Here is a 24,447-nt window from a genome sequence, read left to right as displayed (position 1 = left end):
CTGCGCGCCAATGATTCCGTTGTTCGACGCGCGGATGCGTCCGTTCCTGCGACAGCGGTCGCGCTTCGGTCAGGCCGATGCGCGGGGCAGCAATGCCTCGACCAACGAGAGGGACCGGGCGGCCGGACCGGTGGTGCCGAACGCCTGCGTTGTCGCGTAGACGCCCTCCATCACCAGCATCAGCTGGTCGGCCAGCGCGTCCGGATCGGGGATCGGCGCGCACGCCGCGAGTTCGCCGACCAGGGTGCCGAACTGGGCGCGCACCCAGCTCTTCATCGCGACGGCGTGTTGGTGGCCGAGCAGGTCGTGGTCCGGGAACTCACCGAGCGCGATGAGGAAGGGGCAACCGCGGCAGGATTCGGGACGGACCTGTTCGGCCAGCGCCTCGAACAGGGCGAGGATGCGTTCGCGCGGACCGTCCCCGCTGGCCGCCGCGGTGAACCACTCCCGGTAGTGGCGGTCCTCCCGCTCCAGGTACGCGGCGACCAGATCGTCTTTGGAGCCGAAGAGCCGGTACAGAGTGGGCGGCGCGACATCGGCCTCGGCCGCGACGCGATCCACGCCGGTCGCGCGAATTCCCTGTTGGTAGAACAGCTCCCGTGCGACGACCAGGATGTGCTCCTTGGTTTCCGCGGCGGCTCGACGTTTCGGTTCCACGGGTCTACAGTAGCGCTTGTCAATGATGTTAGGGAACGTTCCATAACAAGAGTGCGGGAGTGCAGAATGACCGAGTCGAACGGGAAGACCGCCCTGGTTACCGGGGCCTCGCGGGGGATAGGCCGGGCCATCGCCGAGCGCCTTGCCGCCGACGGCGCCGAGGTGGCCGTGCATTACGGCACCAACAAGGAGGCGGCCGAAGCGACGGTGTCGGCGATCCGGCGCGCGGGCGGCCGGGCGTTCCCGGTGCGCGCCGAACTGGGCGTCGAGGGCGACATCGACCAGCTGTTCGGCGAATTGGCGGCAGGCTTGGGCGGCAGGCCGTTGGACATCCTGGTGAACAACGCCGCGATCATCGCCTACGAGGCCACCGTCGAGCAGGCCACGCCCGAGGACTTCGACCGGCTGTTCGCGGTCAACGTACGGGCGCCGCTGTTCATCGTCCAGCGGGCGTTGCCGTTGCTGCGCGACGGCGGGCGCATCGTCAACATCTCCTCCGGCGTCACCTGGTTCGCCACGCCGGAGGTCGTCTACGGCATGACCAAGGGCGCGCTCAACGTGCTGAGCAGGTCGCTGGCGAACACGCTGGGGCCGCGTGGGATCACGGTGAACACGGTCTCGCCGGGCATCACCGACACCGACATGAACTCCTGGCTGCACACCAACGACGGCGCGATCGCGGGCGTCGCGGGCATGACCGCGCTGGAGCGCGTCGGCAGCGGCGCGGACATCGCCGACGCGGTGGCCTTCTTCGCCTCCGACGACGGGCGCTGGGTCACCGGCCAGACGCTGGAGGTGAACGGCGGCTTGTTCCTGGGGCCGAAAGCGCCGTCGTGGTGAGCGCCGGACACGATCGGGCGCGGACGTCCGGCGCCCGCGTTTCCGGTTAGGGTGGGGCGCATGGTCGAGTCGACGCGAATCGTGCTTGCTTCCCGGCCGGTGGGCGCGCCCACCCCGGAGAATTTCCGGACCGAGATCGCGAAGCTCCCCGCACCGGATGAGGGCGAAGTCCTGCTGCGCACCCTCTACCTGTCGCTCGACCCGTACATGCGCGGCCGTATGAGCTCGGCCGAGTCCTACGCCGACCCGGTGGAGATCGGCGGGGTGATGGTCGGCGCCACCGTGGCCGAAGTGCTCGAATCCCGCGACCCGTCGGTCGCGGAAGGCGATGTGGTGCTGGCCTACTCGGGGTGGCAGACCTACGACGTCGCCCCGGCGCGCGGGCTACGCAAGCTCGACCCGGGCAAGGCCCCGGTCTCGACCGCACTGGGTGTACTCGGCATGCCCGGGTTCACGGCCTACGCGGGACTGCGCGAGATCGGCAAACCCCAGCCGGGGGAAACACTCGTGGTGGCCGCGGCCACCGGACCGGTGGGCTCGGCCGTCGGCCAGATCGCCAAGATCGGCGGCACGCGCACGGTCGGCATCGCGGGTGGGCCACGCAAGGTCGCCTACCTGGACGAACTCGGCTTCGACGTCGCGCTCGACCATCGCGCCCCCGACTTCACCGAGCAGTTGGCGGCGGCGGTGCCCGACGGCATCGACGTCTATTTCGAGAACGTCGGTGGCGCGGTGGCGGACGCGGTCTATCCGCTGCTGAACACCTACGCGCGCGTGCCCGTCTGCGGGCTGATCGCCAACTACAACGCGGCCGGCGCTCCGGAGGGGCCGGACCGGCTGCCCGCCTACTACGGCCGCATCCTGACCAAGAGCCTGACGGTGCGCGGATTCATCCAGACCGAGTTCGTCCGCGAGTTGTTCCCGGACTTCCTGCGGGAGATGGGGGAATGGGTCGCCGAGGGTCGTGTGCGTTATCTCGAGGACGTGGTGCCCGGCTTGGCGGCAGCGCCCGAGGCGTTCATCGGCATGCTCGAGGGGCGTAACTTCGGCAAGGTGGTCGTGCGGGTCGCCGACTGATCAACGCGCGACCGCGCCGCCGCCGATTCCGAGGTACACCACCATCAGCACGAACAGGAACCAGCCCGCACCCTGCCAGATCGGCCAGGTCCGGCCGCGGCGCCACTGCACATAGGTTTCGACGAAGGCGCCGATGCCGCCGATCAGCAGGATCGCGGACGGTCCGAGCACCACGGCGACCTGCGCGGCGCTGTCACACAGCAGCCTGTCCCGTTCCGCGCACTCGCGCTGGGCGGCCCACAGCAGGATCAGCACGAAGACCAGCGCGGCGGTGGCGAGCACCGAGGCGACGTAGGTCACGGCGCGGCGGAAGCCGCGCGGATCGCGCCAGCGCTTCTCGACGTCTTCGACCATGTTCACCGCCTTCGCCGTCCGCGGCCGTCGGGTCCATCCGACGTGATTGCCGCGCCGCGACGGCTCAAACGTCGCCCGCTTCGGCTCAGGGCTTGCGCCCGACCCCCGCCCAGTACCAGGCTGATCGCGGATCGGCATCCGATTCCGCACGCCAGGCGGTGATCGGCACGACACCCGGCTCCAGGAGTTCGGTGCCGGTGAAGAAGGTTTCGGTTTCCTCGCGGCTGCGCGGCCGGAACGCGATGCCCGCCCGCTCGGCCGCGGCCGTCGCGCGCGCCATCGCACGCGGGTCGAAATCGGCGGTGGAATGGGTGAGCACCAGGTAGCTGCCCGACGGCGCCGCGTCCAGCAGCCTCCCGACGACGCCGTGCGGATCGGCGCTGTCGGGTAGGAACATCATGATCGCCACCAGGATTATCGCGATCGGCCGGTCCGGGTCGAAAGTGTCGGCCAGGTCGGGCGCGTCCAGAATGGCGCGCGGATCGCGGAGATCGGCGTCGAGGAACGCGATCCGGCCCGGTGGTTTGCCCGCCATCAAGGCTCTGGCGTGGGCGAGTACGAGAGGGTCGTTGTCGACGTAGACTACGCGCGCGGACGGATCGATCCGCTGGGCCACCTCGTGCGTGCTGCCGGCTGTGGGCAGGCCCACGCCGATGTCGAGGAATTGATCTATGCCCGCCTCGCCGGCGAGGCAGCGTACCGCCCGGCCGAGGAACGCGCGATTGGCGCGAGCCATATCGCGGATGCCGGGAATGTGCGTGGCGATCGTGTCACCGAGCGCGCGGTCGGCGGGGTAGTTGTCCTTGCCGCCGAGCCAATAGTCGTAGACCCGCGCCTCGTGCGCGAGGTTCGTGTCGAGCTTGATCGGCGACCCGGCGCGCACCCACGCGTGACCGTCCGGCATGGCGACTCCCTTCCGAGGCGGCGCCGGGCACAGCCGGCGCGGCACCGCTGTCGCCTCCCGAATGACGACCCCGTGTGACGAATTACGCGTCAAGGATAGGGGTGCGAACATCTGGCACACGGTGATTCGACCGGATGATCCCGATCTTCGCTCAGACCTGGTCGGCGGCGGCGAATCCGGCCGAGATCTCCTGTGCGGTGACCTTCGCGAGTTCGACGAAGAACGGCACGCGTTCGGGAATCATCAACGTCGTGGGGCCGCGCAGACCCAGCGCGAACCGGCAGCGGCCCGCCGGGTCGAGGATGGGCAGCCCGATGGTGCGGAATCCGGGATCGAGTTCCTCGTCGTTGTAGGCGTACCCGCGCTCGCGCGTGGTGACCAGTTCCGCGCGCAGCTCGTCCGGCCCGGACACCGAGCGCTCGGTCCCTTCGTCGTAAGGCAGCTCGCGCAGCTGCTCGTCGGTGGCCTCGGACCAGGCCAGCAGCGCCTTGCCGAGCGCGCTGGCGTGCAGGGGCAGGCGTACGCCTTGGAGCGCGTGCCCGTCGGTCTCCCGCCACCGGCTGGTGCCGAGCAGTACGGCGTGGATCCCGTGGCGGGTGGCGACCGAGCAACTGGCGCCGGTGGTGCCCGCGAGGTGTTCCAGATACGGTTCGGCGAGGTAGATCCGGTGCTGGCGGTAGGCGATCTGTCCCCACTCCGCCAGTGCGCCGCCCATGCGATACCTGCTGGATTCGGCGTTCTTCTCCAAGAATCCCGCCTGCACGAGCGTGGCCAGCAGGCGATGCGTGGTGCTCACCGCCAGGCCCTGCTGCCGCGCCACCTCCGAGACGCCGCGCTCCCGGCCGTCGCGGAAGCAGTCCAAGACCGAGAGAGCGCGGGTGACGGTCTGCACGCCGGAGGGTTCCACGAATGCGACGGTAACACAGGGCTGCGGACCAAACCGTTCGATCTTTCCGATATTTGGAAAGGGATGAGAAGGTCAAGGTGGACACTTCCGCAACACTCCGTTTAGGAGCGGAAGTAAGGGGGGTTTCGGACGAGCTGGGCACTGACCCCGATATGTCAAGCTTTCCGATCTACGGAAAGCATTACCTCGTGACCAGGTCTCCTCCTCCCTACTCTGCGAAGGCATTGATCGACATTTCCGACAAGGAGTCCTCACGATGTCCCGCAGGCGGCAAGCCCTCATGCGCATCGCGCTAGCGATCGTTCCCTTAGTCGCACTCGTCGCCGCGTGTGGTTCGGACGCCGACGACGACACCGGCGCGGGAGCCTCTTTCGTGCTGAAGGTCGCCGATCCCGGGAACTCCGGGCCGTTGGCGGTCGGCAAGCGCGACGGAACCTTCGACGCCGCGCTGGCGCCGCTCGGCGCGAAGATCGAGTGGGTCGGTATCACCCCCGGCTTCAGCTCGAACCTGAAGCTGTTCAACACCGGAGAACTCGACGTGTCCGGCGCGGCGTTCAGCCCCGTCGTCGGCGCGCTGTCCAAGGACGTTGGCGTGCGGATCGTCGCGGTACAGGATCCGGCGGGGAAGGATCAGAGCGGCATCATCGTGGCTCCGGAATCGGGCGTGCGTTCGGTCGCCGAGCTGGTCGGCAAGCGCGTCGCGGTGAATCCCGCCGCCAAGGGCGAGTACATCCTGCTCAAGGCGCTCGCGCAGGCAGGGGTCCCGGCCGACAAAGTGACGCGGGTTCCGCTGCAACAGAAGGACGCCGCTTCGGCGTTCGCGACCGGCAAGGTGGACGGCTGGGCGTCGTTCCTGGTGCCCTACCAGGAGGCCAAGGCCAACGGCGGTGTCGAGATCGCCACCGAGAAGAGTATCGGCTCCAACGACAATACGGTCGTCGTGTTCCGCACCGAGGTGCTCGAGCAGCGCCCGGACGTGGCGGCGAAGTATCTCGAAGTGCTGCAGGGTCTGTCGGTGAAGCAACGGGCCAACCCGGCCGAGTTCGAGAACGTCTTCGAGAAGACCGGTCCGCGCGCGCTGTCGGGCCAGCGGCTGTCGGACGCCCACCGGGTCGGCGCCGAGGCCACCGTGCCGCACCTGCCGAACGAGGCGGACGCCGCCGCCTTGGCCGACGTGGTGAACACCTTCTTCGACAACGGCGTCATCACCCGCAGGATCACCGCCGCGGACATCTTCTACGACCTGAAGTCCAAGCTGACGCCCGAGCAGCTGGCATCGGTCCAGGCGGGCAGCTGAGATGGCGGTGATCGCCGCGGCGGGGCCGGGGCCCACCGAGCTCGCCCCGCCCCGTAGCCGCGCCGGAAAGCGCAGGCCCACTTGGTTCTCGGTGCCGTTACGGTTCCTGCTTCCGGCAGTGATCGTGGCCGGTTGGTGGGTGGGCTCCGCGACCGGAGCACTCTCCGAGCGTGTACTGGCGGGCCCGCCCGCCGTGTGGACGGCATTCACCGAGCTGCTCGGCACCGGCCAGCTGGTCGACTTCGCGGTCGCGTCGTTCGTGCGCGCCGCGCTCGGCGTCGGCATCGGCGTGGCCATCGGGTTGACGCTCGGGCTGCTGTCCGGGTTGTCCGGCCTCGGTGAGGAACTGGTCGACTCGACCATGCAGATCCTGCGCGCGGTGCCGTTCCTCGCGCTGGTGCCGCTGTTCATCGCCTGGTTCGGCATCGACGAGCTGTACAAGGTGCTGCTCATCGCCGTCGCGACGGTCGCGCCGATGTACGCGTACACCTACCTCGGCGTCCGCAACGTCGACCGCAAGATGGTCGAGGCCGCCCGCGGTTTCGGGCTGGCGGGCCCGCGGCTGGTGCTGGAGGTCGTCCTGCCTTCGGCGCTGCCCGGGGTGCTGATGGCGCTGCGGGTGTGCTTGTCCATCAGCATCACCGGTCTCATCGCTGCCGAACAGGTCGGCACCAGGGAGGGTGTGGGCTACCTGGTCACCTTGGCCCAGGAGTACAACCGCACGGACTACATGGTGCTGTGTGTCGTGTTGTACGCGCTGCTCGGTCTGGTCTTCGACGGGCTGGTTCGGCTGGCGGAGCGCTTCGCGATGCCATGGCGCGGACAGGTGGCGATCCGATGACCGCCGTCACCGAACCCGGAGCGGAGCTGACCACCGCGCCCGCGCCGACCGAACCGGTCGCGGTATCGATCACCGGCCTGCGGAAGTCCTTCGGCGACAAGACGGTTCTCGACGGCGCCGATCTGACCATCCGGCGCGGCGAGTTCGTCGTCCTGCTCGGGCCCAGCGGCACCGGCAAGACCACGCTGCTGCGCCTGCTCACCGGACTCGAAGCGCCGGACGCAGGGGAGGTGCTCGTCCCCGGCAGGCGCACCACCGTGTACCAGGAGCCGCGGTTGATCCCTTCGAAACGGGTGCTGGCGAACGTCATCGTCGGGCAGCGCCGGTCCCGGCACAACCGGGAAGCGGGACTGCGTGCGCTCGCCGAGGTCAACCTCGTCGGCAAAGCCCGGCAGTGGCCTGCCACACTCTCCGGCGGCGAAGCGCAGCGCGCTGCGTTGGCTCGCGCCCTCGTGCGCGACCCCGAACTGTTGCTGCTCGACGAGCCGTTCGCGGCGCTGGACGCGCTGACCCGCTTGCAGATGCAGGATCTGGTCGGCGACCTCGTCGCCCGGCACCGTCCCGCGGTACTGATGGTGACCCACGACGTCGACGAGGCGATCCGGTTGGCCGACCGGGTGCTGATCCTGGACAACGGGCGCTTCGCCGTGGATGTCGACATCGACGTGGCCCACCCGCGCGACCGCGCCGACCCCGAGACCCTGCGCTACCGATCCCTTTTCCTCACCCAGCTCGGCGTGGGTCACACCACGCCCGCTCCAAGGAGTGCCCCATGACCGACACCCTCTGGTACACCCGTTGCCCGGTTCCGACCGCGAGCGGGCTCGCGCACAGCCTCGGCTGGCTCGGCGATACCGCCACGCGGGCCGGGCTCGACTTCGGCGTCCTCCAGGACGCTGGACCGGAGCTGGCCGGCCACCACTTCCTGCACGACCTGTCCGGGCTGATCCGGGAGGGCGGCAACGTTCCGGCCCTCGCGGCGCGCGCACAGGGGTCGCCGACCCGTTTGATCGGATTGACCTGGATCGATGAGGCACAGGCCATTCTGGTCGGTCCGGACTCGACGGTCGGCGGCCCCGCCGAGCTGACCGGGCTGCGCGTCGGCGTTCCCGCGTGGGCACAGGACCAGGCGCGCAGCTTCCCCCGGGCGATGGCCCTGCACGGCTTCGCGAACGCACTGCGGCTCGGTGGACACACCCTGGCCGACGTGACCATCGTCGAACTCGGCGTCGAGCGGAACCCGCAGGTGCGCACCGAAGTCCAGGCGAACCGGCGCGCCGTCACCTGGGGTGTCGAGGAACTGCTGCGCGGCGAAGTGGACGCCGTCTACGTCAAGGGCGCCCGCGCTCAGGAAGTCGCGCGAGAGCACGGTCTGCGCGTCGCCGTGGATCTGGACGCCACCGACGCCAAACGCTCGCGGGTCAACAACGGCACCCCCCGCCCGATCACCGTGCACGCCGACTTGCTCCAGGCGCGTCCGGAGGTGGTCGTGGAGTTCCTCGCGCAGAGTCTGCGGGCGGCGGACTGGGCCGCGGGCGATTTGCACGGGGTGCGGGAGGTGCTGCAACGGGAAACGCTGTCCGGCCCGGAGGGTGTCGTCGCGGCGTACGGCGAGAACTTCCACCGCGACCTGCACCCCTCGCTGTCGGAAGAGCGGATCGAGCTGCTCGGCGTGCAGAAGCACTTCCTCTACACACACGGTTTCCTCGCCGCCGATTTCGACCTGGACTCCTGGATCGCGCCCGAACCGCTGGCCCGGGCCAGGGAACTCGTCGAGTCCGGGCGGGTGCCCGCATGACGGAGTTCCTGTGGCGTTTGCCTTCCCGCGGCGACGGCCGCCACGCCCGACCGCGACAGCGCAACCGCGGCGGCTTCGGCGGACCCGTGCCGGGGACACCCGCGACCGACCCGCGACCGGGACGGTACGGCCCGTTCGACGACCTCGCCCAGATCATCGATGCCGCCGAACTGGCCGGACTGGACGGGGTGCTCGCGCCCTACGACCCGGACGGCGAGGAATCGTGGATCGTCGCGGGCGGCGCGCTGCGCGGCACGCGATACTCCCGCGTCGTCGTCGAATTCCAGCCCGCCTTCGGGACACCGGTCTACGCCGCGAAGATGTCCGCGACCCTGCAACGTATTTCGGGCGGACGCCTGGCATGGCGGCCGGCCGTGGACACCGACCCCGCCGACGCCCGGACCCGCGGCGATTGCGTCACCGGGGACGACCGCTACGCCAGGGCGGCTGAATTCCTCACCGTCGCCCGCGGCGTATGGAACGACGCTCCGGTGGCCGCGGCGGGATTCGCGGGCACCGGGTTCCACTACGCGGGCGCTCATTACGACGTGATCGACGGTGGCTTTCGCGGCATCCTGTCGGGGCTGCCGTTCCCCACGGTCTACCTGTCCGGCGATTCCGCCGCGGCGCTCGAGCTTTCGGCCCAGCACGGGGACGTGCACGTCTTCACCGAGACCGCGGCGGGCGTGCGGACCGCGATCGGCGCCCTGCGCGCTCGCGCCGTGGCGGCGGGACGGACGGTACGGGCTGGACTGGAGCTGCCGGTCATCGCGCGGGAAACCGAGGACGAGGCGTGGGCGCGCGTCGAACGGCAGTGGCGCGAGGTGCACCCGGATGGACCCGGCGCACGGGAACACGATCTGGGCGACGGCCGCTGGTCGGGGTTCGCCGACCTGGGATACGCCGCGAGCATCGGCCTCGTCGGCAGCTACGCCCAGGTGGCGCACCGCCTTACGTCCTACGCCGAGGCAGGCGTCGACAGCGTGGTGCTCTCGGGGCACCCGCACATCGAGGAACTGCATCGCGCGGGCGAACATCTCTTGTTCCTCGCCGACCCGGTCGGGCGCACCCTGACCGCTCAGGAGGTAACCGCATGACCATCGACATCTACTGGCGCATCGGCATGGAGGGTGACCACGCCTCGCTGCGCACCCCGCGCCGATACAACCGCGGCCACGCAGGCGGTTACGGGCCGGGCAACATCGCCCCCGCCATCCGTGGCGGCGCACTCGACGGCTACGGCTACATCGACCACATGGCGGCGGTGGCGAAAGCCTCCGAATCGGCCGGTTTCCTCGGCGGCCTGCTGCCGTCGTTCCCGGTGACCGACGACCCGTGGGCGGTCGCGGCCGCGCTGGCCGGGGAGACCACCACCTACCGGTTCATGGTCGCCTTCCAGCCCGGCTTCCTGCATCCGGTGCAGGCGGCGCGGATGTCGGCGAGCTTGCAGCGCGCTACCGGTGGCAGGCTGGTCTACAACATCATCAGCGGCGGCGGCGGGCCCGCCCAGCTGTGGTGGGGCGACAAAGTGGCGCACGACGATCGCTACGCGCGCACCAGCGAATTCCTCGACGTGCTGCGCGGTGTGTGGGACGGCGAGCCCTACGACCACGACGGCCGGTTCTTCCGCACCGAGGGCGCCGCGCTGGCGCCGGGCATCGCCGGGCAGCCGTTCCCCGAGGTGTACTTCTCGGGGTCCTCGGCCGCCGCGGTCCAAGCCGCGGGCAAGCACGCCGACTACTACCTGTCCTGGCTGGAGCCGTTCGGCGATCTGCGCGCCAAGTTCGACGGCGTGCGCGCACACGCCGCGACGATCGGCCGGACACCGAGATTCGCTGTCCGCATCGACATCCTGGCCCGGCACACCGAGGAGGCGGCCTGGGCGGAGATCGAGCAGGGCTGGGCCTTCGTCGACCGCGGCGCGGCCGAGCGGGCCGCCAAGGGCGATTCGGTCGGCGCCGCCCGTATCCAGGGCTGGGTGCCCGAAACCATCACCGGGTACCGCGACCTGGAAGTACAGCCCAACGTCTGGTGCGGGTTCAGCCTGATCCGCGGCGGACCGGCGTTCGGCCTGGTCGGCAGCTACGAGCAGGTGGCGCAGCGGCTCGACGAGCTGATCGACCTCGGCGTCGACGCGTTCATCCTCGCTGGCAACCCGCACCTGGAGGAGGCCTACCGCGTCGGCGAAGAGGTGCTTCCACTGCTCGGCCGGTCCCGGCTCACCGCGTCTGCCGCCGCGACGTCCCTTTCCCCCGCTCGATGATTCAGGAGAGACAATGACCACCACCGAGACCCGATTGCCGGAGTCCGTCACCGCTTTCGTCGCCGCCGCCACCCGCGACGCGCAGAAGGCGTTCCGAGTGTTCCGGGAGACCGGCACCGTTTCCGGCAACGGCACCGTCAACTTCGTGGAACGCGTGCCGGGCGAGGAGATCGCCGTCGCCTTGAACGAGCCGGGGCCGTGGGCCGACGACCGTACCGTCGCGCCGGTGATCGCCACCTTCGACGGCGAGGTGCTGTCCGGGACCGGCTCCGCCGGCTTCGTCACCGGCTACGCGAAGGTGTTCCGCGCGCATCCGGAGATCACCTCCGTGGTGCACATCCACACGCCGTGGCTGGGCGGATGGGCGCAGACTCACCGCACGCTGCCGATCCGATACGCGGCCTCGCAGCGCCTCACCCTGTCCAGGGGGATTCCGCCGCACATCGATCGCAGCATCGGGGCGGGGGATTTCATCCTGTCGAAGCTGGTCGACGACCCGGACCTGGTCGCGATCTTCGAAGCGAACGGCGGCGCGAACGTGATCGGCCGCTCGGGGTTGCTGGAGCTGGCGAAGTTCGTCGTGCTGCTCGAGGAGGGCGCGCAATATCAGGCGATCGCCGAAACCCTCGGCGGCGCGGTCGAATTCGATCCGTCCAACCTGGCGGTGCAGTGGAGCCGCAGCGGACTCGCCGACGAAGCCCGCCGACGCGGCTTGATCTGACCGGCGCCACCCACCGAAATCGAGGACCATCATGACCGTTCGTGTCGGCTACTTCCCGCACAACAATTCACTGTTCGTCCTGCGCCACCGCGGCATCTTGGAAAAGCTGCTGCCCGATCCGGAATGGGTCGACCTGCGTGACCTGCCCCGCCCGGCGCCGGTCGACCCGAGGACGGGACTGCCGTCGTCGCATTCGGATCATCTGTTCACCGGAGGCTACGACTTCATCGGCACCGGCTTCACACCGCCGCTGACCGCACTCGCGGGCGGGCGCGACATCGTCTACGTCGGCATCTCCGGACCTCGGGTGGAGAACGGCCGCCTGGTCACCAAGGCCGATTCCGGTATCGAGACCGTGTTGGATCTGAAGGGCAACCGAGTCGGCATCGCGCACGGTTCCTGGCAGACCACCCTCGCGTTGCTCGCGCTGGACCGCGCGGGACTTGCCTGGCGAGACATCGAGCCGGTGGACACCGACGTGCACGACGGCGGCGCGGCGCTGCTGCGCGGTGACCTGGACGCCTGGGTCGGCGCGTACCCGGGTCTCGCGGCGGTCGAGGCGGCCACCGAGCTGCGGACCCTCGTGGACACCGAGTCCCTGTTCAGCCATCCCTCGCTGTGGTTCACCCGCCGGGACTTCGCCGAAGACAATCGCGCGGCGCTGACGGCGATCGTCACCGCTTTGCAGCAGTCCGACGCCTGGATCAGGGAGAACCCGCGAGCGGCCGCCCAGTACTTCGTGGACGACGCGATCGCCCGTGGCGCCACCGCGAGCCTGGACGAGTGGGAAGCCGCCCTGCGCGGCAGGCCGTTCGGCGTCGAACCCGTATCCGAGGATTTCCTGGACGAGCAGCAGCACGCGGCGGATCTGCTGACCGCAAACGGTCTGCTGCCGCGGACGGTGCGCGTCCGGGATGCGGTCCTGCCGTGGATCGGCCGGACGGTGCTCGCCGAATCGGTGGCATCGGTCTGAACGGCTGAACGCGCCGCAGTGTCGGATCGACGCCCCGGCGCGTTCGGTGTTCCGCCCCGGTCAGCGAGGTGAAATATCCGGTCGGCCACCGTGTCTCTCGGTCGAGCGCAGCTCGAACCAATACGCTGCGACAACGGTGGCATAACCGGCCACGACTGCCGTCGCGGTGACGATCAATAGCGTGATGAGCAGTGGAATCAAGAAAGCGGTGTGCATTGTGCCCTCCCCGCGGTCACGGTGATCTCAGCGGAAGGTTCGGCGCCGCACTGCACCGACATCATGTCAGCCCCTGCACTGAGTGAAATCCTAGAGGTCGCAGCCTTCTCCGGCACGGCGCGTGCCTGTGAGTTGAATCATGCGCACTACGGTGTGTCGCGGGGAATACACCTGCGCCATGCGGTCTAATTGATCTTGTCACGAGTTTTCCCGGTCATCGCTCGTAAAGCGGCACACGACCACGACACGGGACCGCCGGGTCGGCGGCCGTGGATGTCGCGGTGCCCGTGGTGCGCCGAACTGCTCGGTAGCCGCAGCTCTTTCTCTCGAATCTGTCTCCAGCATCACCTCGGCATGCGAAAAGGAGAACGAACGTGAGCATGATCCTCGCCGCGCTGCACGACACCGTGGTCGCGCAGCAGTTCGAAAATCCGACTGCGGAAGAGCCGCCGATCGCGGACAAATTCATGCAGCTGGGCCGCTACTTCACCTGGTTGGTCCAGCTCTCCGGAATCACGGCGATCACTTACGGCGGCGGCAGGTTCGCGTGGGAGAAATGGAATGGCGGCACCCTCCAGTCGCCGAAAATGGTCGCCAGTGCGATGGCAGGCGGCGCGGTGGCGACGAGCGCGGGCACCATCATGAACGCGATCATCGGCTGACGCACGGCCCCGCACGTGTGACCACCGGCCCGACGGCCTCTGTCGGGCCGGTGTCTTCGTATCCGATCGCTGGTCTCGATTGCTCGGTTCGATGCACACGGAAGGGCGGCCCATGCGGGGTGCCCGGACGATCCGGCCCGCCGTAGCGACAGTCGGGTCAACGCCCTCCGGTGCAGTACCCCTCCGGGGTGTACTGGCAGGGACGTTCGTTGCGACCTTGGTATCCGCCGTGGTTGCTGCTCAGGCCCCGTCTTCCCACGCCGGAACCGCGCTTGTCGGCAGGGTCGTGGGAGTACCGGTCCGCTGTGGTGGTCACGATGGGCTCCGGCGAGGCGATGGCCGCCGCCGTCACGACCGCCCCGCCGATCAGCGCCGAAGCCACCACTCGACCTACTGTTACGCGCATCCTCGTGTTCTGCATGAGTCTATCCCGTCGATTAACGTGCCGTCATATAACGATACATTAATCAGTGGGCCGATGTAGGCGCAACTATTCCCAGGAGTGGGAGCGATGATGTAAGCGCTGATCAGGCCGACGATGCCGGTCACCGCGGGCGGGTGGAAGTTTTACGCCCTGTCCGACGTGCCGTTCGGCCGGGCGCGAAGCGGCTTCGGTGTGTGGCAGGTGAGCAGGGGCTCCGCCATGGACGGCATGCCGAGGCGTGTCGCCGAGGTGGGTCGAAGGAGCGTGACCGTCGCCGTCGCGGCACTCTCCCGGCTCGGCCGATCACGGCTGTGCCACATTACGTCGGGGGCCGGCGCTTGTGGTTCCAGCGGCCCGGGTCCGCCTCCAGGGCCGAGCGGTCCCAGTGGCCGAGTTCGGCGGCGGCCGCATATGTCGTGTCGAGGAACTCGAGCAGTGCCGATTCGGGCGCTTCGGCGGTGCGAACTGCCTCATACGGCAGGAGGAACTGCCGGTAGTCGCCGCTGTAGGAGGCTGCGCGCGGGCCGACCCGGTAGTCGGCGAAGCCGGCGGGTTCCGGGTACGCGTAGGCATAGAAAGCGCCTTCGGTCCCGCCGCCGGGCCAGAAGCCGCAACTGCTCAGTTCGTGCGAGTAGCCCTCGACCATGACCCAGTCGCCGCAGTTGGGGGCGCCGCCCGGGTGTGGCGGCGCGGCCCGCCCGGAGAATCTGGTGCATGCCAGGTCCATCGCGCCCCAGAAGAAGTGCACCGGGCTCACCTTGCCGAGGAAACGCGAACGGAACTGGTGCATGACGCGATCGGCGGCGATCAGTTGGCGCCAGAACAAGGTGGCGGACGCGGCGTCATAGGAGCGATGCTCGTAGTCGTCGGCGAACGGGACGGCGGGCTCGACCTCGTTGGGTCTGGCCTGGATGTGCACCGGAATGCCGAGTTCACCGAGTGCTCGGACGGTTTCGCCGTAGAAGACCGCCACCGGCTTGGGCTCGAGCGCGACCTGGCGAGTGCGGCCGTCGCTGGAGCGGATGTGCAGCCGGTGGTCGAGGAAGTCGAATTCGATGTCGAAGCAACCGGACGCGTGCGGGATGGCGGAGGTGGTGAGTCCCCTCGGGCTGACGTAGAAAGTGACCTGCCACCAATGGTTGACCAGCGGCGCGCGCGAAAGCCTGATCTTGCCGACAATCTGTGTCCACATATGCAGCGTCTCGCGAGTAGAAGTCCAGCTATCGACGCGCAAGGCGGGCCAGGCTTCGGGAGCGGCATCTGTGCCCGTCATCGCTGCACCTCCGCTCATTCGGCAATTCTTGGCGCCTGCGCCGCGTTCAGACGCCCAGGCAAGTTCGGCGCAGTGTTCCTGGCATCTCAACCTACCCGGTGAACAGGTGCTCGCAGGCCCGAATGCCGAACAAAGAGCAACCGTCTGGCAAATCCGATGCGAAGTGCTGTCGAGTCGGTCGCCGGACCGGTGAGCGAAGACGGAACACGATCGAGGCGCGACCCCTCAGTGCCGGTGTGGCCAAATTTCGTGCCCGGTCCGCATGCTCGTCACCGGCAGTGCGGCACCCTTCTTCATCGCCCGAGCCCTACGCCGGGAGTTCGGATCCCAAACCATGGCCGCGGCCGCACCGCTGAGCAGAATCAGGACGATGGCAACGATTGCCACCCACAGCAGTACCACCGCTATTTCTCCGATCAATTCCGTCCGCTCCATATGGCACGTTATGCTCAGGGGGACAATTGATTTCGTACTTGTGAGCATTCTTCACACGCGCCGCCGACGCGAATCGACACGCGGATTCTGTGGTGTGACAGCACGCTGGACGCCGGGGTTTGGGATACGTCCGGTAACGCATAATGCCGCGATCGGACGGCGACCGGAAGCGTCGGTGTCAATGCCGAGATCGAGGATTTGATCGAGGATCGGTGCGAGTGCTATACGCGCATTTCGAGTCGGTGACGGGGCGGGGCCGGTTCGCCTACCGGCTGAGCTCACCCGCCATCCGCAATATTCCCGGGCAGGAATTCTTCGACGGACCCGGGAGTCACCCTGCTGTGACACGGAGTTGTGGACCATGTCGCAAGTGGGCCGAATCCGGCAGTGGTCGGCCGTTCGAGTCCCATGCGACCTCGCGGAGGTGACTGATGAGATAATGGAACGTATACTTTCTCATGCACTCAGGAGGTGCTGTGGGCGATCATATCGTGACCCGGAAAGTGTTGTATGACAACGAAGCCGGTGGTCCTGATACGAACCAGGCGGCATCTCGGCAGGGCGTGGGGCCAGGCGGGTACCTGGACGTCGCCCTCGTCCGCACCATCCTCGTCCCCGCCGCCATGCGGACAGCAGGAACCGCCAACTGGTGGGCGCCCGGTTGGATGGCGCCGGTCGTCGCTCGGGCAAGGCTGCGGGAATGAAAACCGCGCCCTTGGACCGTGGTTCCCTTCTCGGTCGTTACCTCGGCGACCGCCGTTTCGCCCTCACTCTGCCCCGCGCGGTCGGGCTGCAAATACTGCACCCGTCCGTCGCGGCTGCCATCGTCGATCACGCGCCGAGCAGTTTGTGGGCGCACAAGAAGCGGACGGTGTCGCGAATGATCTACCTCGCGTACACCCTGTGCGATCCGCACCTGGCGATCCTGTACGGGCACGGGGTGGTGCACGGCGTCGACAGCCGGGGCAAGCGCTACAGCGGCCTGACGCCCGAACTGTTCTTCTTCCAGCACGCCACCTACGTCGACACTCTGTACACGGCCATCGAAACCTTCGACCGCCCCCTGAGTGTCGACGAGAAGAAGGCGTTGTACGCCGATTGCTGCGAGTGGTATCGGCGGTACGGGATCTCGGCGCGGCACATGCCGCGGACCTGGGCGGACTTCGAGGACTACCTGCAATCGGTGTGCGCCACCGAACTGGCCGTCACCCCCGACACCGACAAGCTCGCGCCGCAACTGCTGCGGCCCGACGTCTGGTTGCCCCGCGCCCTTCCGGACTTCGCCGTGCGAACTCTGCTGCACGACCGAACCCGGCAGCTCCTGCGAATCTCTTTGCAGCCCGGCGACCGGACCGCGACCGCCGCTTACGCGAAGGTCGTGAAGACGGGCACGCGCGCATTGACCTCCCGAGCGCGATCGGTGCCCGCGGCGCGCGCCTGACGCCTCGGTATCAGGACTGCCGACCTCTACCGGCCGGGTTCTCGGATGGTTCGGCCGATCAGATGTGGCGGGATGTCCGTCGCGACTCCTACGATGCCCGCCGTGGAAACTGCGCAGCTCATCCCTGGCTCTCGCCTGCAAGGTCGCTGCGCTGCACCGGGTACCGACCCCGTGGTTCTCCTATATCGCTGAAACCGCGGTGCCGACCTTCATCGCTGCTGCCGTGTGGAGGTACGGAAGTATCCGCAGACCGGGCGCAGACGTGCCGGGATATCGTCTTCGGCGGTCGGTGAATCGTTCGCGAACTCTGCGGTCAGCTCGCTTCGAAGGCGGTGGCGACGGTCCGGCGCACTTGCTCCATGGTCGTTGTCCCGGATTCGCGCGCCACGGAGGTCATGTCGACGTCGGGGAGTCCGCAGGCCACAGCCCAGCGCCAGGGGTCGAGATCACCGTCCACATTGAGTGCGAAGCCGTGGCTGGTGATACCACGGCTCTGGCGCATGCCGATGGAGACGATCTTGCGGTCGGTCTGCTTGGTCCACACGCCGGTGAGCAGTTCGGAGCCGGGTGGGGTGTCGCGGCGTTCGGCGGGAACACCGAGGCGGCCGAGTGCCTCGATCAGGCGGAACTCGACCTCGCGGATGTAGTCGACCACCCCTTCGCCTGCGCCGAGCCGGACGATGAGATAGCCGACCAGCTGACCGGGTCCGTGGTAGGTGAGCTGGCCCCCGCGAGTGGTCTGCACTACCGGGATGTGGTGGGCCGGGTCCGGCAGGTGTTCTCGTGGCGTCCGGCGACCGATGGTGTAGACCGGCGGATGACTCAGTAGCCACAGCGTATCCGGCCGCGCGCCGCTGTGGCGCTCCTCAACCAGTTCGGTCATGCGCTCCATGGCCTTGTCGTAGTCGACGAGGTCGTCCTGGATCAGAGTCAGCGGCCGGGACTGCATGCTCCGACGATATCGCGCTCCCTCGCCGGGCGGCGGCGCCAGGGGAGAGGACGAGCACGGGCCGGTCGGCGTCGACGAGTGCGCCGCGAAGGTGCGGTTCGATGACACCGGCACCATTCGAGCGCCGGCCGGATCCGCGATCAGCTGTCCGCCGATGACCGTCGAGCTGGGACGGGCTGCTCAAGCGCATCCCTCGAGGGTCGCGTGTGCCAGTTCCGCGACCACGTCCGCGATTTCGTGGCGGGCGCGCCTGGCTCGGATCTGACGCCGGGCGCCGTTGCCACGCGCGTCCAGAGCCACGATCGCCCGCGCGACGAAGGCGTGGTCACCGGACTCCCGGAGCGCGGGCTCGATGTGACCGACGAGTTTGTCCAGCAAGTCGCGGTGGGGGACTACCCGGCCTTCGAGCGGGTCGAGTCCGCCGCCGTCCAGCCCCGACCGCGCGGCGTTCCAGTAGGCGGCGCGAAGTACTTCGGCCGGGATGGGCGGGGCGGGCTCACCCCGTTCGATCGATCGCAAGCCCGTGGCGACGGTAGCCCTGATCAGCGCGGCGAGGAGTGCGGCTTCCTCCGCGGTGGCGGGGACGTCGCTGACGCGAATCTCCACCGTGGGGAACGATTCCGAGGGCCGGATGTCCCAGTACACCATCTTGTTGTCCAGGATGCTGCCGCTGGCCCGCATCATCGCCACGATCGAGTCGTAGTCGTCGACGGAAGCGAAGTACGGAGGTGGTCCCGCGCTCGGCCAGCGCCGCCACAATATGCTGCGCCAACTCGCGTACCCGGTCTCGCTGCCACGGTAGATCGCGGAGTTGGCGGTCAACGCCAGGAACACCGGCAACCACGGGCGCACGTAATTGCCGACGAGGATCGCGGTGTCCCGGTCGGGGACACCCACATGCACGTGACAGCCGCACAATCCTTGCTCATGGGCGATCATGCCGAAGGTGTCGGCGATCCGCCGGTATCGAGGCGTGTCGGTGACCGGGAACTCCTCGGGCACCGTCGGGGGCACCGCGACGGCGAGCAGTCGAGCGTCGTTGTCGGCCGCGCATTCGGCAACGGTCCTGCGCAGCGTGCGCAACTCCGTGAGTAGGTCGCCGATATCGGAGTGGACACCGCTACTGGTCTCCACCTGACAGCTGGTCAGTTCCAGTTGCAGGTCGATGTCCGCCTTCTTCGCCGCTTCGGCGACCTGGGTGTTCTTGGGCGTCGGGGCGCCTGTTTCCGGATCGGTCAGCAGGAATTCCTCTTCGACACCGACAGTCGGTACATGGGTATCCATGGTCGTGGTCGCTCCCTTCTGCCAACTGTCCGGCGCGCGCGCCGACGATGCGAACGAATGTGATCGGACCGTACCCCCGGTTCGAACGGCCAAACAGGCAGCGGCGGATGGTCGTGCCACTGATCTGCCACGTCGCCGACACGGGCGGGGCAGCCCGGGTCGCCACGCGCACGAGTGAGGATCGTCCCGGTTGCGAGCGTGGACGTTTGGGATCGGGGCGGTCGGATAGCTCGTAGTGAGCGTGGTTTCGGTTGTCACCGTGTGTGGATGAGGGATGAAGAGTGCCTGGAGTATTGGTCGCGGGTGGCTGGGGGCTGCTGGCGGGATCAGCGTTGCTGATCGGAGCGCTGGCGGGCCTTTCGAAGCGGATCCCGGCACGAGTGGTGGCCGGTGTCATGGCTTTCGGCAGCGGCGTGCTGTTGTCGGCGGTGTCGTTCGAGTTGATCGCCGAAGCCCACGAACGCGGCGGGATGGCCGCGACCGCCGCGGGCGCTGTGACGGGGGCAGTGCTGTACACCCTGGCGAATGTGGTGCTCGCGCGTCGCGGTGCGCATCCCAGTGCTTCGGGAATGCTGCGAGCCGGACGCAGCCGCGGATACGTGTTCACCCTGTGGGGAGGGATCGCGGTGATCAGCGCGGTCGCGGCCATGACCGGGTACGGGCTGCTCGGCGGGGTCCCCGCCGCCGTGCTGGCCGCGATCACCGCGCTCGCGGGCGGAGCGATCCTGGCGATGATCGCCGACACGATGATCCCCGAAGCATTCGGCGACGCACACCTGTGGATCGGATTGATCATCGTGGCAGGATTCCTCGCCGCGTTCGGGCTGTCCCAAGTCCAGCCCTGACCGGTGCCGCGTGCTCAGACCAGGGCGGCTCGGGTCCGCGCATAGGCGATGACCTCCTGTGCGTGAGCCGAGTCGTCGTTGTCCGCGCGGCCTTGGCGCAGGTGGTGTATCGCGTCGTCGAGTTCTGGTCCTGGTCCGCGTTCGGCGAGCAGGACTGTGACGGCCTCCCAGGTCTGTATCCGCGGGTCGGGCCGAGAGCAGAGTTCGTCGAGGTAGCGACCGGGCTCCACGAGTCGGAGCGCTCTGCGCGCGTATGCGTGCACGCGCGAGGGCAGTTCGCTGCGAATGGCGTCGATGTCGGTCTGCAGCACGTGTTGGCCCGGTTGAGTCGGGTCCAGGCGCAGAGACCACGGCGTGGTCAGCCGGTCGGGTAGGGGATGGGTGTCGATGAGGTCGGGGCCGGTGGCTTTCTCCAACGGTGTGGGCGGTAGGCCCCGTCGTGCGTTGCGCCAGTTGCAGTATTCCCACCAGGCGGTCGGTGTGGCGTTCAGGTCCAAGCCGAAGCTGAGCACTTGCTGTCCGCTGACCCATGTGCGGGTGACCCTGGTGCGGCCGACGGAGGCGACACCGCCGGGCTCGACCCGTATCCAGGTGGGGTCGGCGCCGTCGAACCCGTACTGCTGTAGCAGTTTTCCTGTTTCACGCAGCAGGCGGCGCAGTGCCGAATCGGGTGAGACCATGTCGGCAGACTAGCGACGCGCGCTGACACGGCCGAGCCGCAGTATTCGCGTCCCGTCGACCAGCGGGCGGGTTGACGGCAGTCCCCGATCCGCCAACCCTGACAACCGGACGAATCCGGCGTTCTGTTCCGGTGCTCGGCTGCTCCCGTTCGTGGTGATCAGTTCAGGAAGGTCGTGATCCGGGGGATCGCCGCGGCGGGACAGTCCTCGTGCACGGTGTGGCCGCAGCCGGGGAGGATAACCGCTTCGGCATGGGGGATTCGGTCGGCCAGTCGGGTCGCCTGGGAGGACGGCAGCCATTGGTCGTCGCCGCCCCAGAGCACCAGGGTGGGTGCGCTCACCTGGTGCAGTCCGGCGTCGGTGCGGCGGTAGTCGAGATTTCGCCACAGGGTCAGGAAACCGTCGCGGTTGGCGGGCCGCGAGAACGGCTCGTAGAACTCATCGATCAGTTCGTCGGTGACGAGCTCCTGGTGGGTGAACGTACCGCGGATGCTCTCGGCGTAGAGCGACCGGGTCATGAGGTCGGTGGTCAGTTCACCGATCACCGGGGTTTGGAACAAGGGTGTGATCGGCGCCTTCTCGGCGTCCAGCCCGGGGGAATCCAAGAGCACCAGCCGCTCGACGCGTTCGGGATGCTGTTCGGCGAAGTACAGGCTCCAGGCTCCACCCCAGGAGTGCCCGACCAGCGCGGCGCGATGCAAGCCGACGGCGTCGAGGAAGCTCGCGATGGCGTCCGCCATGGCGGGCAGGTCGAAGGCGAACTCGGCGCTGCGTGATTCGGTGTAGCCCTGGCTGGGCAGGTCCACTACGTAGACGGTGTGCCGCAGGGCGAGCGCGGGGGCCACCTCTCGCCAGGAGTAGCCCCACAAGCCGCCACCGGCGATCAGTACGACGGGCGATCCGCTACCGGAAACCGTGTAGTGGAATCGAGCGAGATCGGTTTCGGCATATCGTGATTCGACACCCGTCAGGTATCGGGAGGGCAGGTCCGACCTCGGCGGCTCCCAGGCGTTTGCGACCGGAACAGTCGGCGCGAACAGCGCGGTCATGGTGGCGGCGAGGGCAAGGGCCGAGCGGGGGAACCGGATCTTGGTTCGCATGGGGCACTCCTTGGCAGGTGGATGTCTTCGATCAGAGGACGAGACAGCCACCGCCGACGTGATGGTATGTGGCCTGTTTCACCACTCGCGCCGCCCAAGGCCGGGCTGAGCGAGTTTCGCGCTGCGGGTGGTCGGGCTCCTACCGCGTATGCACGTCGTCGCGGGCGACGGTTCGTGCGCTGGCAGTTCGGCACGGGCGCCAGGGGGATGCCGAGTGTGAAGGTTCCGGCGACGCCGAACGTGATCTCGATGATGTCATCCATCGGTTTTGTGCCGCGAAATTGCGTTCCGGGGCAGAGGAATTCGGTTCGGATGAGGCGACGCGGAGCGGCGGTCCACACTACTTGGCGCCGCAACCGACCCGGCTGCGTGCGCGCCACCTGTTCGCGATCCTGGGAGACAGCATGACCGAGGCCGTGATCCAGCTGCCCACCGCTGGAGAATCCATCTTCGACACCTATGAGCGAATCCGTGTACGTGGGCAGGTGGTTCCGATCGAACTGCCCGGCGCGGTCGAGGCGTGGCTCGCGGTCGGTCACGAAGCGGTCGGTGAAGTCCTCGCCGGCGACGGCACGCTGTTCAGCAAGAACGCCCGCAACTGCCCCGCGTTGCACGATGGGACCATCCCGGCGGACTGGCCCCTGCGCGCGCTGACCGACATCGACCACATGCTCAACAAGGACGGGGACGATCACCGCCGGTTGCGCAGGGCGATCGGCCAAGCGTTCACCCCCGGCCGAGTGGCCGCGCTGGAACCGCGAATCCGGCAGATCACCAGCGAGCTCCTCGATGAGCTGCGTGATCACGACACCGAGATCGATCTGGTGCCCCACTTCACAACACCCTTACCGGTGCGCGTGATCTGCGAACTGTTCGGTGTGCCCGCGGCCGAACAAGCACAGATCCGGCGCTGGGCCACGACGGTCGTGGCACACACCAGCACAGGGGACGAGACGAAGGCCGCCGTGGAGGGAATGCTGGCCTATCTCACCGAACTTCTCGACCGCAAGCGGCGCGCACCCGGTGACGACCTGACCTCGGCCCTGCTGCGGGCCGACGTCGAGAACGGTTTGAGCGAGGAGGAACTGGTTCAAACGTTGTGGCTGGTGATCATCGCCGGACATGAGACGACAGTGCACTTGCTGGGGAACGCGGTCATCGCGTTGTGCACCCATCCCGGGCAACTCGCCAAAGCCCGCGCCGAGGATCGGTGGACGGATGTGGTGGAGGAGGCACTGCGTTTCCGTTCCTCGGCATGCGTGATGTTCAACCGCTACGCGCTACGGGACGTCAGCATCGCCGGGGTCGACATCCCCGCGGGCGCCATCGTCGGGTGGTTCGCCGGAGTCGGACGGGATCTGCGACGGTATCCCGACGCCGATGTCTTCGACATCGATCACGATCATCGCGACCAACTGGCCTTCGGCCACGGGCCGCACTTCTGCCTCGGCGCGCCGCTGGCACGACTGGAAACCCGAATCGCGCTGTCCGCGCTGTTCGACACGTTCCCGCGCCTGAGCCTCGCATGTGATCCCGCCCTGATCCCGCACAGCCCACAGTTCATCACCAGCGGTCCCCTCACTCTTCCGGTGTTGCTCGAACCTCCCGCGAACTGACCTCACCGCACAGAAAGGTCCGGGCACTTCGCTCGAGGCCGTCGCGACTCGCGGAACCCCTGCCGGTCAGGCGGGGACGGCGCTCGCACACTGCTGAACACAGTGCGCGGGCGCCTCCGGTCGCGCTCTACGACGGCGCTGTCATCCTGGTGATCTCGCGGACGATCAGGTCCGGCTCGGTGAGGGGGACGTAGTGGCCGGAGTGTTCGGCGATGACGTGACGGCCCTGGTGCGCTCGTGCGGCGCGGTGGGCGTGGGAGGCGATGGCCTCGGCGCGGATGGCGGCGTTCATCCCGTCGCCGACGCGCCCGCCGGAGATGACGGTGACCGGAATCGACCCGTCGTCGGGCGGGTTGTCGCGCCAGGTGGCGAGCTCGTCGAGGAAGGTCCGGGCCTGGTGCCGCTGGGTGCGCAGCACGCCGGAAGTGAATCCCTCTCGCCGCAGGTCACGGCGAACATCGGCCGGGATGTCGCGCAGGTGCCCTCGAAACAGCACTTTGGTCAGCCCCAGCGGCGTGAGGACGGTTCCGACACCGAGCGCGATGCGCTCACCTCGGCGGAAGCTGCGGCTGAACAGCACATCGGCCGCTTCGTCGGCGGGGTCGACCAGTATCAGGCCTGCGATCCGATCGGGGCGACGGGCGGCGGCGAGGCGCACGATCGGGCCGCCGGCACTGTGGCCGACAAGGATGAACGGTCCCGGCTCGAAGTGGTCGAGCACGTCGTTGAGATCGTCGGCCAGGCGATGCAAAGTGCGGCTGCGGTGGCAACTGCGTTCCGGTAGCTCTGTCGAGAACAGGGTAGTTGCCGGGCACACGCGACGGTGAAGCCCAACGGCTACACCGTCCGCGAGCCACCTCGCCGCACCGATGTTCGTATGCATACGTCAC

At 68.2% G+C, this 24,447-nt stretch carries 27 protein-coding genes; 15 read left to right on the top strand and 12 right to left on the bottom strand.

What is annotated here, in order from left to right; all coding sequences use genetic code 11:
* Nucleotides 1-69: 69 nt before the first annotated feature.
* Nucleotides 70-657 (bottom strand): TetR/AcrR family transcriptional regulator, encoded by a 588-nt coding sequence (locus K8O92_29130; protein ID UAK31770.1) that lies wholly within the window; start codon nt 655-657, stop codon nt 70-72.
* A gap of 66 nt (nt 658-723) precedes the next feature.
* Between K8O92_29130 and K8O92_29125 the strand changes: the two genes are divergently transcribed.
* A complete protein-coding gene (locus K8O92_29125) occupies nt 724-1,497 on the top strand; it encodes an SDR family oxidoreductase (protein UAK31769.1) in 774 nt (257 codons plus the stop codon).
* A gap of 51 nt (nt 1,498-1,548) precedes the next feature.
* Nucleotides 1,549-2,574, top strand: a complete 1,026-nt coding sequence (locus tag K8O92_29120) for an NADP-dependent oxidoreductase (GenBank protein UAK31768.1) — start codon at nt 1,549-1,551, stop codon at nt 2,572-2,574.
* Here the strand turns inward: K8O92_29120 and K8O92_29115 are convergent, their stop codons facing one another.
* The 3 genes from K8O92_29115 to K8O92_29105 all read right to left on the bottom strand — a co-directional run bounded on the left by K8O92_29115 (nt 2,575) and on the right by K8O92_29105 (nt 4,739).
* A complete protein-coding gene (locus K8O92_29115; protein UAK31767.1) occupies nt 2,575-2,928 on the bottom strand; it encodes a hypothetical protein in 354 nt (117 codons plus the stop codon).
* A gap of 85 nt (nt 2,929-3,013) precedes the next feature.
* Nucleotides 3,014-3,832 (bottom strand): SAM-dependent methyltransferase, encoded by an 819-nt coding sequence (locus K8O92_29110; GenBank protein ID UAK31766.1) that lies wholly within the window; start codon nt 3,830-3,832, stop codon nt 3,014-3,016.
* Nucleotides 3,833-3,983: 151 nt separating this feature from the next.
* Nucleotides 3,984-4,739 (bottom strand): IclR family transcriptional regulator, encoded by a 756-nt coding sequence (locus K8O92_29105; GenBank protein ID UAK31765.1) that lies wholly within the window; start codon nt 4,737-4,739, stop codon nt 3,984-3,986.
* Nucleotides 4,740-4,995: 256 nt separating this feature from the next.
* Here K8O92_29105 and K8O92_29100 point away from each other — a divergent pair, with 256 nt between their 5' ends.
* The 9 genes from K8O92_29100 (at nt 4,996) to K8O92_29060 (ending at nt 13,510) form a co-directional block, all read left to right on the top strand.
* Nucleotides 4,996-6,036, top strand: a complete 1,041-nt coding sequence (locus tag K8O92_29100) for an NrtA/SsuA/CpmA family ABC transporter substrate-binding protein (protein UAK31764.1) — start codon at nt 4,996-4,998, stop codon at nt 6,034-6,036.
* Nucleotide 6,037: 1 nt separating this feature from the next.
* The gene (locus tag K8O92_29095; protein ID UAK31763.1) at nt 6,038-6,877 is read left to right on the top strand and encodes an ABC transporter permease; all 840 of its coding nucleotides are present in this window, start codon (nt 6,038-6,040) and stop codon (nt 6,875-6,877) included.
* Nucleotides 6,850-7,653 (top strand): ATP-binding cassette domain-containing protein, encoded by an 804-nt coding sequence (locus tag K8O92_29090; GenBank protein UAK31762.1) that lies wholly within the window; start codon nt 6,850-6,852, stop codon nt 7,651-7,653. Before K8O92_29095 ends, K8O92_29090 begins: the two co-directional genes overlap by 28 nt.
* Nucleotides 7,650-8,675, top strand: coding sequence for an ABC transporter substrate-binding protein (locus K8O92_29085; protein UAK31761.1), 1,026 nt, complete (start codon nt 7,650-7,652; stop codon nt 8,673-8,675). The genes K8O92_29090 and K8O92_29085 overlap by 4 nt, the downstream gene beginning before the upstream one ends.
* Entirely contained in the window at nt 8,672-9,772 is a 1,101-nt protein-coding gene (locus K8O92_29080) for an LLM class flavin-dependent oxidoreductase (GenBank protein UAK31760.1), read from the top strand. The genes K8O92_29085 and K8O92_29080 overlap by 4 nt, the downstream gene beginning before the upstream one ends.
* The gene (locus K8O92_29075) at nt 9,769-10,938 is read left to right on the top strand and encodes an LLM class flavin-dependent oxidoreductase (protein UAK31759.1); all 1,170 of its coding nucleotides are present in this window, start codon (nt 9,769-9,771) and stop codon (nt 10,936-10,938) included. Before K8O92_29080 ends, K8O92_29075 begins: the two co-directional genes overlap by 4 nt.
* A gap of 13 nt (nt 10,939-10,951) precedes the next feature.
* Entirely contained in the window at nt 10,952-11,659 is a 708-nt protein-coding gene (locus K8O92_29070) for a class II aldolase/adducin family protein (GenBank protein ID UAK31758.1), read from the top strand.
* A gap of 31 nt (nt 11,660-11,690) precedes the next feature.
* Nucleotides 11,691-12,632 carry an ABC transporter substrate-binding protein gene (locus tag K8O92_29065; GenBank protein UAK31757.1) on the top strand — a complete coding sequence of 314 codons (942 nt, stop codon included), beginning with the start codon at nt 11,691-11,693 and terminating at the stop codon, nt 12,630-12,632.
* 596 nt (nt 12,633-13,228) lie between these two features.
* Entirely contained in the window at nt 13,229-13,510 is a 282-nt protein-coding gene (locus tag K8O92_29060) for a hypothetical protein (GenBank protein UAK31756.1), read from the top strand.
* Between the two features lie 157 nt (nt 13,511-13,667).
* On the opposite strand, the gene K8O92_29055 is transcribed toward K8O92_29060, so the two are convergent.
* From K8O92_29055 to K8O92_29045, 3 genes are all read right to left on the bottom strand, one after another.
* The gene (locus K8O92_29055; GenBank protein UAK31755.1) at nt 13,668-13,916 is read right to left on the bottom strand and encodes a hypothetical protein; all 249 of its coding nucleotides are present in this window, start codon (nt 13,914-13,916) and stop codon (nt 13,668-13,670) included.
* 337 nt (nt 13,917-14,253) lie between these two features.
* Nucleotides 14,254-15,207, bottom strand: a complete 954-nt coding sequence (locus K8O92_29050; protein UAK31754.1) for a DUF5996 family protein — start codon at nt 15,205-15,207, stop codon at nt 14,254-14,256.
* A gap of 225 nt (nt 15,208-15,432) precedes the next feature.
* Nucleotides 15,433-15,642, bottom strand: a complete 210-nt coding sequence (locus tag K8O92_29045; protein ID UAK31753.1) for a hypothetical protein — start codon at nt 15,640-15,642, stop codon at nt 15,433-15,435.
* A gap of 476 nt (nt 15,643-16,118) precedes the next feature.
* Here K8O92_29045 and K8O92_29040 point away from each other — a divergent pair, with 476 nt between their 5' ends.
* Complete coding sequence (locus tag K8O92_29040) at nt 16,119-16,346, top strand: hypothetical protein (protein UAK31752.1); 228 nt, start codon at nt 16,119-16,121, stop codon at nt 16,344-16,346.
* Complete coding sequence (locus K8O92_29035; GenBank protein ID UAK31751.1) at nt 16,343-17,083, top strand: DUF2236 domain-containing protein; 741 nt, start codon at nt 16,343-16,345, stop codon at nt 17,081-17,083. The genes K8O92_29040 and K8O92_29035 overlap by 4 nt, the downstream gene beginning before the upstream one ends.
* Nucleotides 17,084-17,396: 313 nt before the next feature.
* On the opposite strand, the gene lipB is transcribed toward K8O92_29035, so the two are convergent.
* Nucleotides 17,397-18,017 (bottom strand): lipoyl(octanoyl) transferase LipB, encoded by a 621-nt coding sequence (gene lipB, locus K8O92_29030; protein ID UAK36005.1) that lies wholly within the window; start codon nt 18,015-18,017, stop codon nt 17,397-17,399.
* A 195-nt stretch (nt 18,018-18,212) separates the two neighbouring features.
* Nucleotides 18,213-19,316, bottom strand: a complete 1,104-nt coding sequence (locus K8O92_29025; protein UAK31750.1) for a glutamate--cysteine ligase — start codon at nt 19,314-19,316, stop codon at nt 18,213-18,215.
* A gap of 281 nt (nt 19,317-19,597) precedes the next feature.
* On the opposite strand from K8O92_29025, the gene K8O92_29020 reads away from it, so the two are divergent.
* Nucleotides 19,598-20,161, top strand: a complete 564-nt coding sequence (locus K8O92_29020; GenBank protein UAK31749.1) for a hypothetical protein — start codon at nt 19,598-19,600, stop codon at nt 20,159-20,161.
* A gap of 14 nt (nt 20,162-20,175) precedes the next feature.
* Here K8O92_29020 and K8O92_29015 read toward each other — a convergent pair whose 3' ends face one another.
* Together K8O92_29015 and K8O92_29010 are read right to left on the bottom strand one after the other, a co-directional pair.
* Nucleotides 20,176-20,841, bottom strand: coding sequence for a hypothetical protein (locus K8O92_29015; protein UAK31748.1), 666 nt, complete (start codon nt 20,839-20,841; stop codon nt 20,176-20,178).
* Between the two features lie 158 nt (nt 20,842-20,999).
* On the bottom strand, nt 21,000-21,941 hold the full coding sequence (locus K8O92_29010) for an alpha/beta hydrolase (GenBank protein UAK31747.1): 942 nt from the start codon (nt 21,939-21,941) through the stop codon (nt 21,000-21,002).
* 404 nt (nt 21,942-22,345) lie between these two features.
* Here K8O92_29010 and K8O92_29005 point away from each other — a divergent pair, with 404 nt between their 5' ends.
* Entirely contained in the window at nt 22,346-23,557 is a 1,212-nt protein-coding gene (locus K8O92_29005) for a cytochrome P450 (protein ID UAK31746.1), read from the top strand.
* Nucleotides 23,558-23,684: 127 nt separating this feature from the next.
* Here the strand turns inward: K8O92_29005 and K8O92_29000 are convergent, their stop codons facing one another.
* Nucleotides 23,685-24,440: an alpha/beta hydrolase gene (locus tag K8O92_29000; protein ID UAK31745.1), complete on the bottom strand. Its 756-nt coding sequence runs from the start codon at nt 24,438-24,440 to the stop codon at nt 23,685-23,687.
* Nucleotides 24,441-24,447: the final 7 nt, after the last annotated feature.

It is taken from the genome of Nocardia asteroides (genome assembly GCA_019930625.1).
Classification (GTDB): domain Bacteria; phylum Actinomycetota; class Actinomycetes; order Mycobacteriales; family Mycobacteriaceae; genus Nocardia; species Nocardia sputi.
Note: the sequence above shows the minus strand (reverse complement) of the source record. Positions and strands in the feature narration are given on the sequence as shown.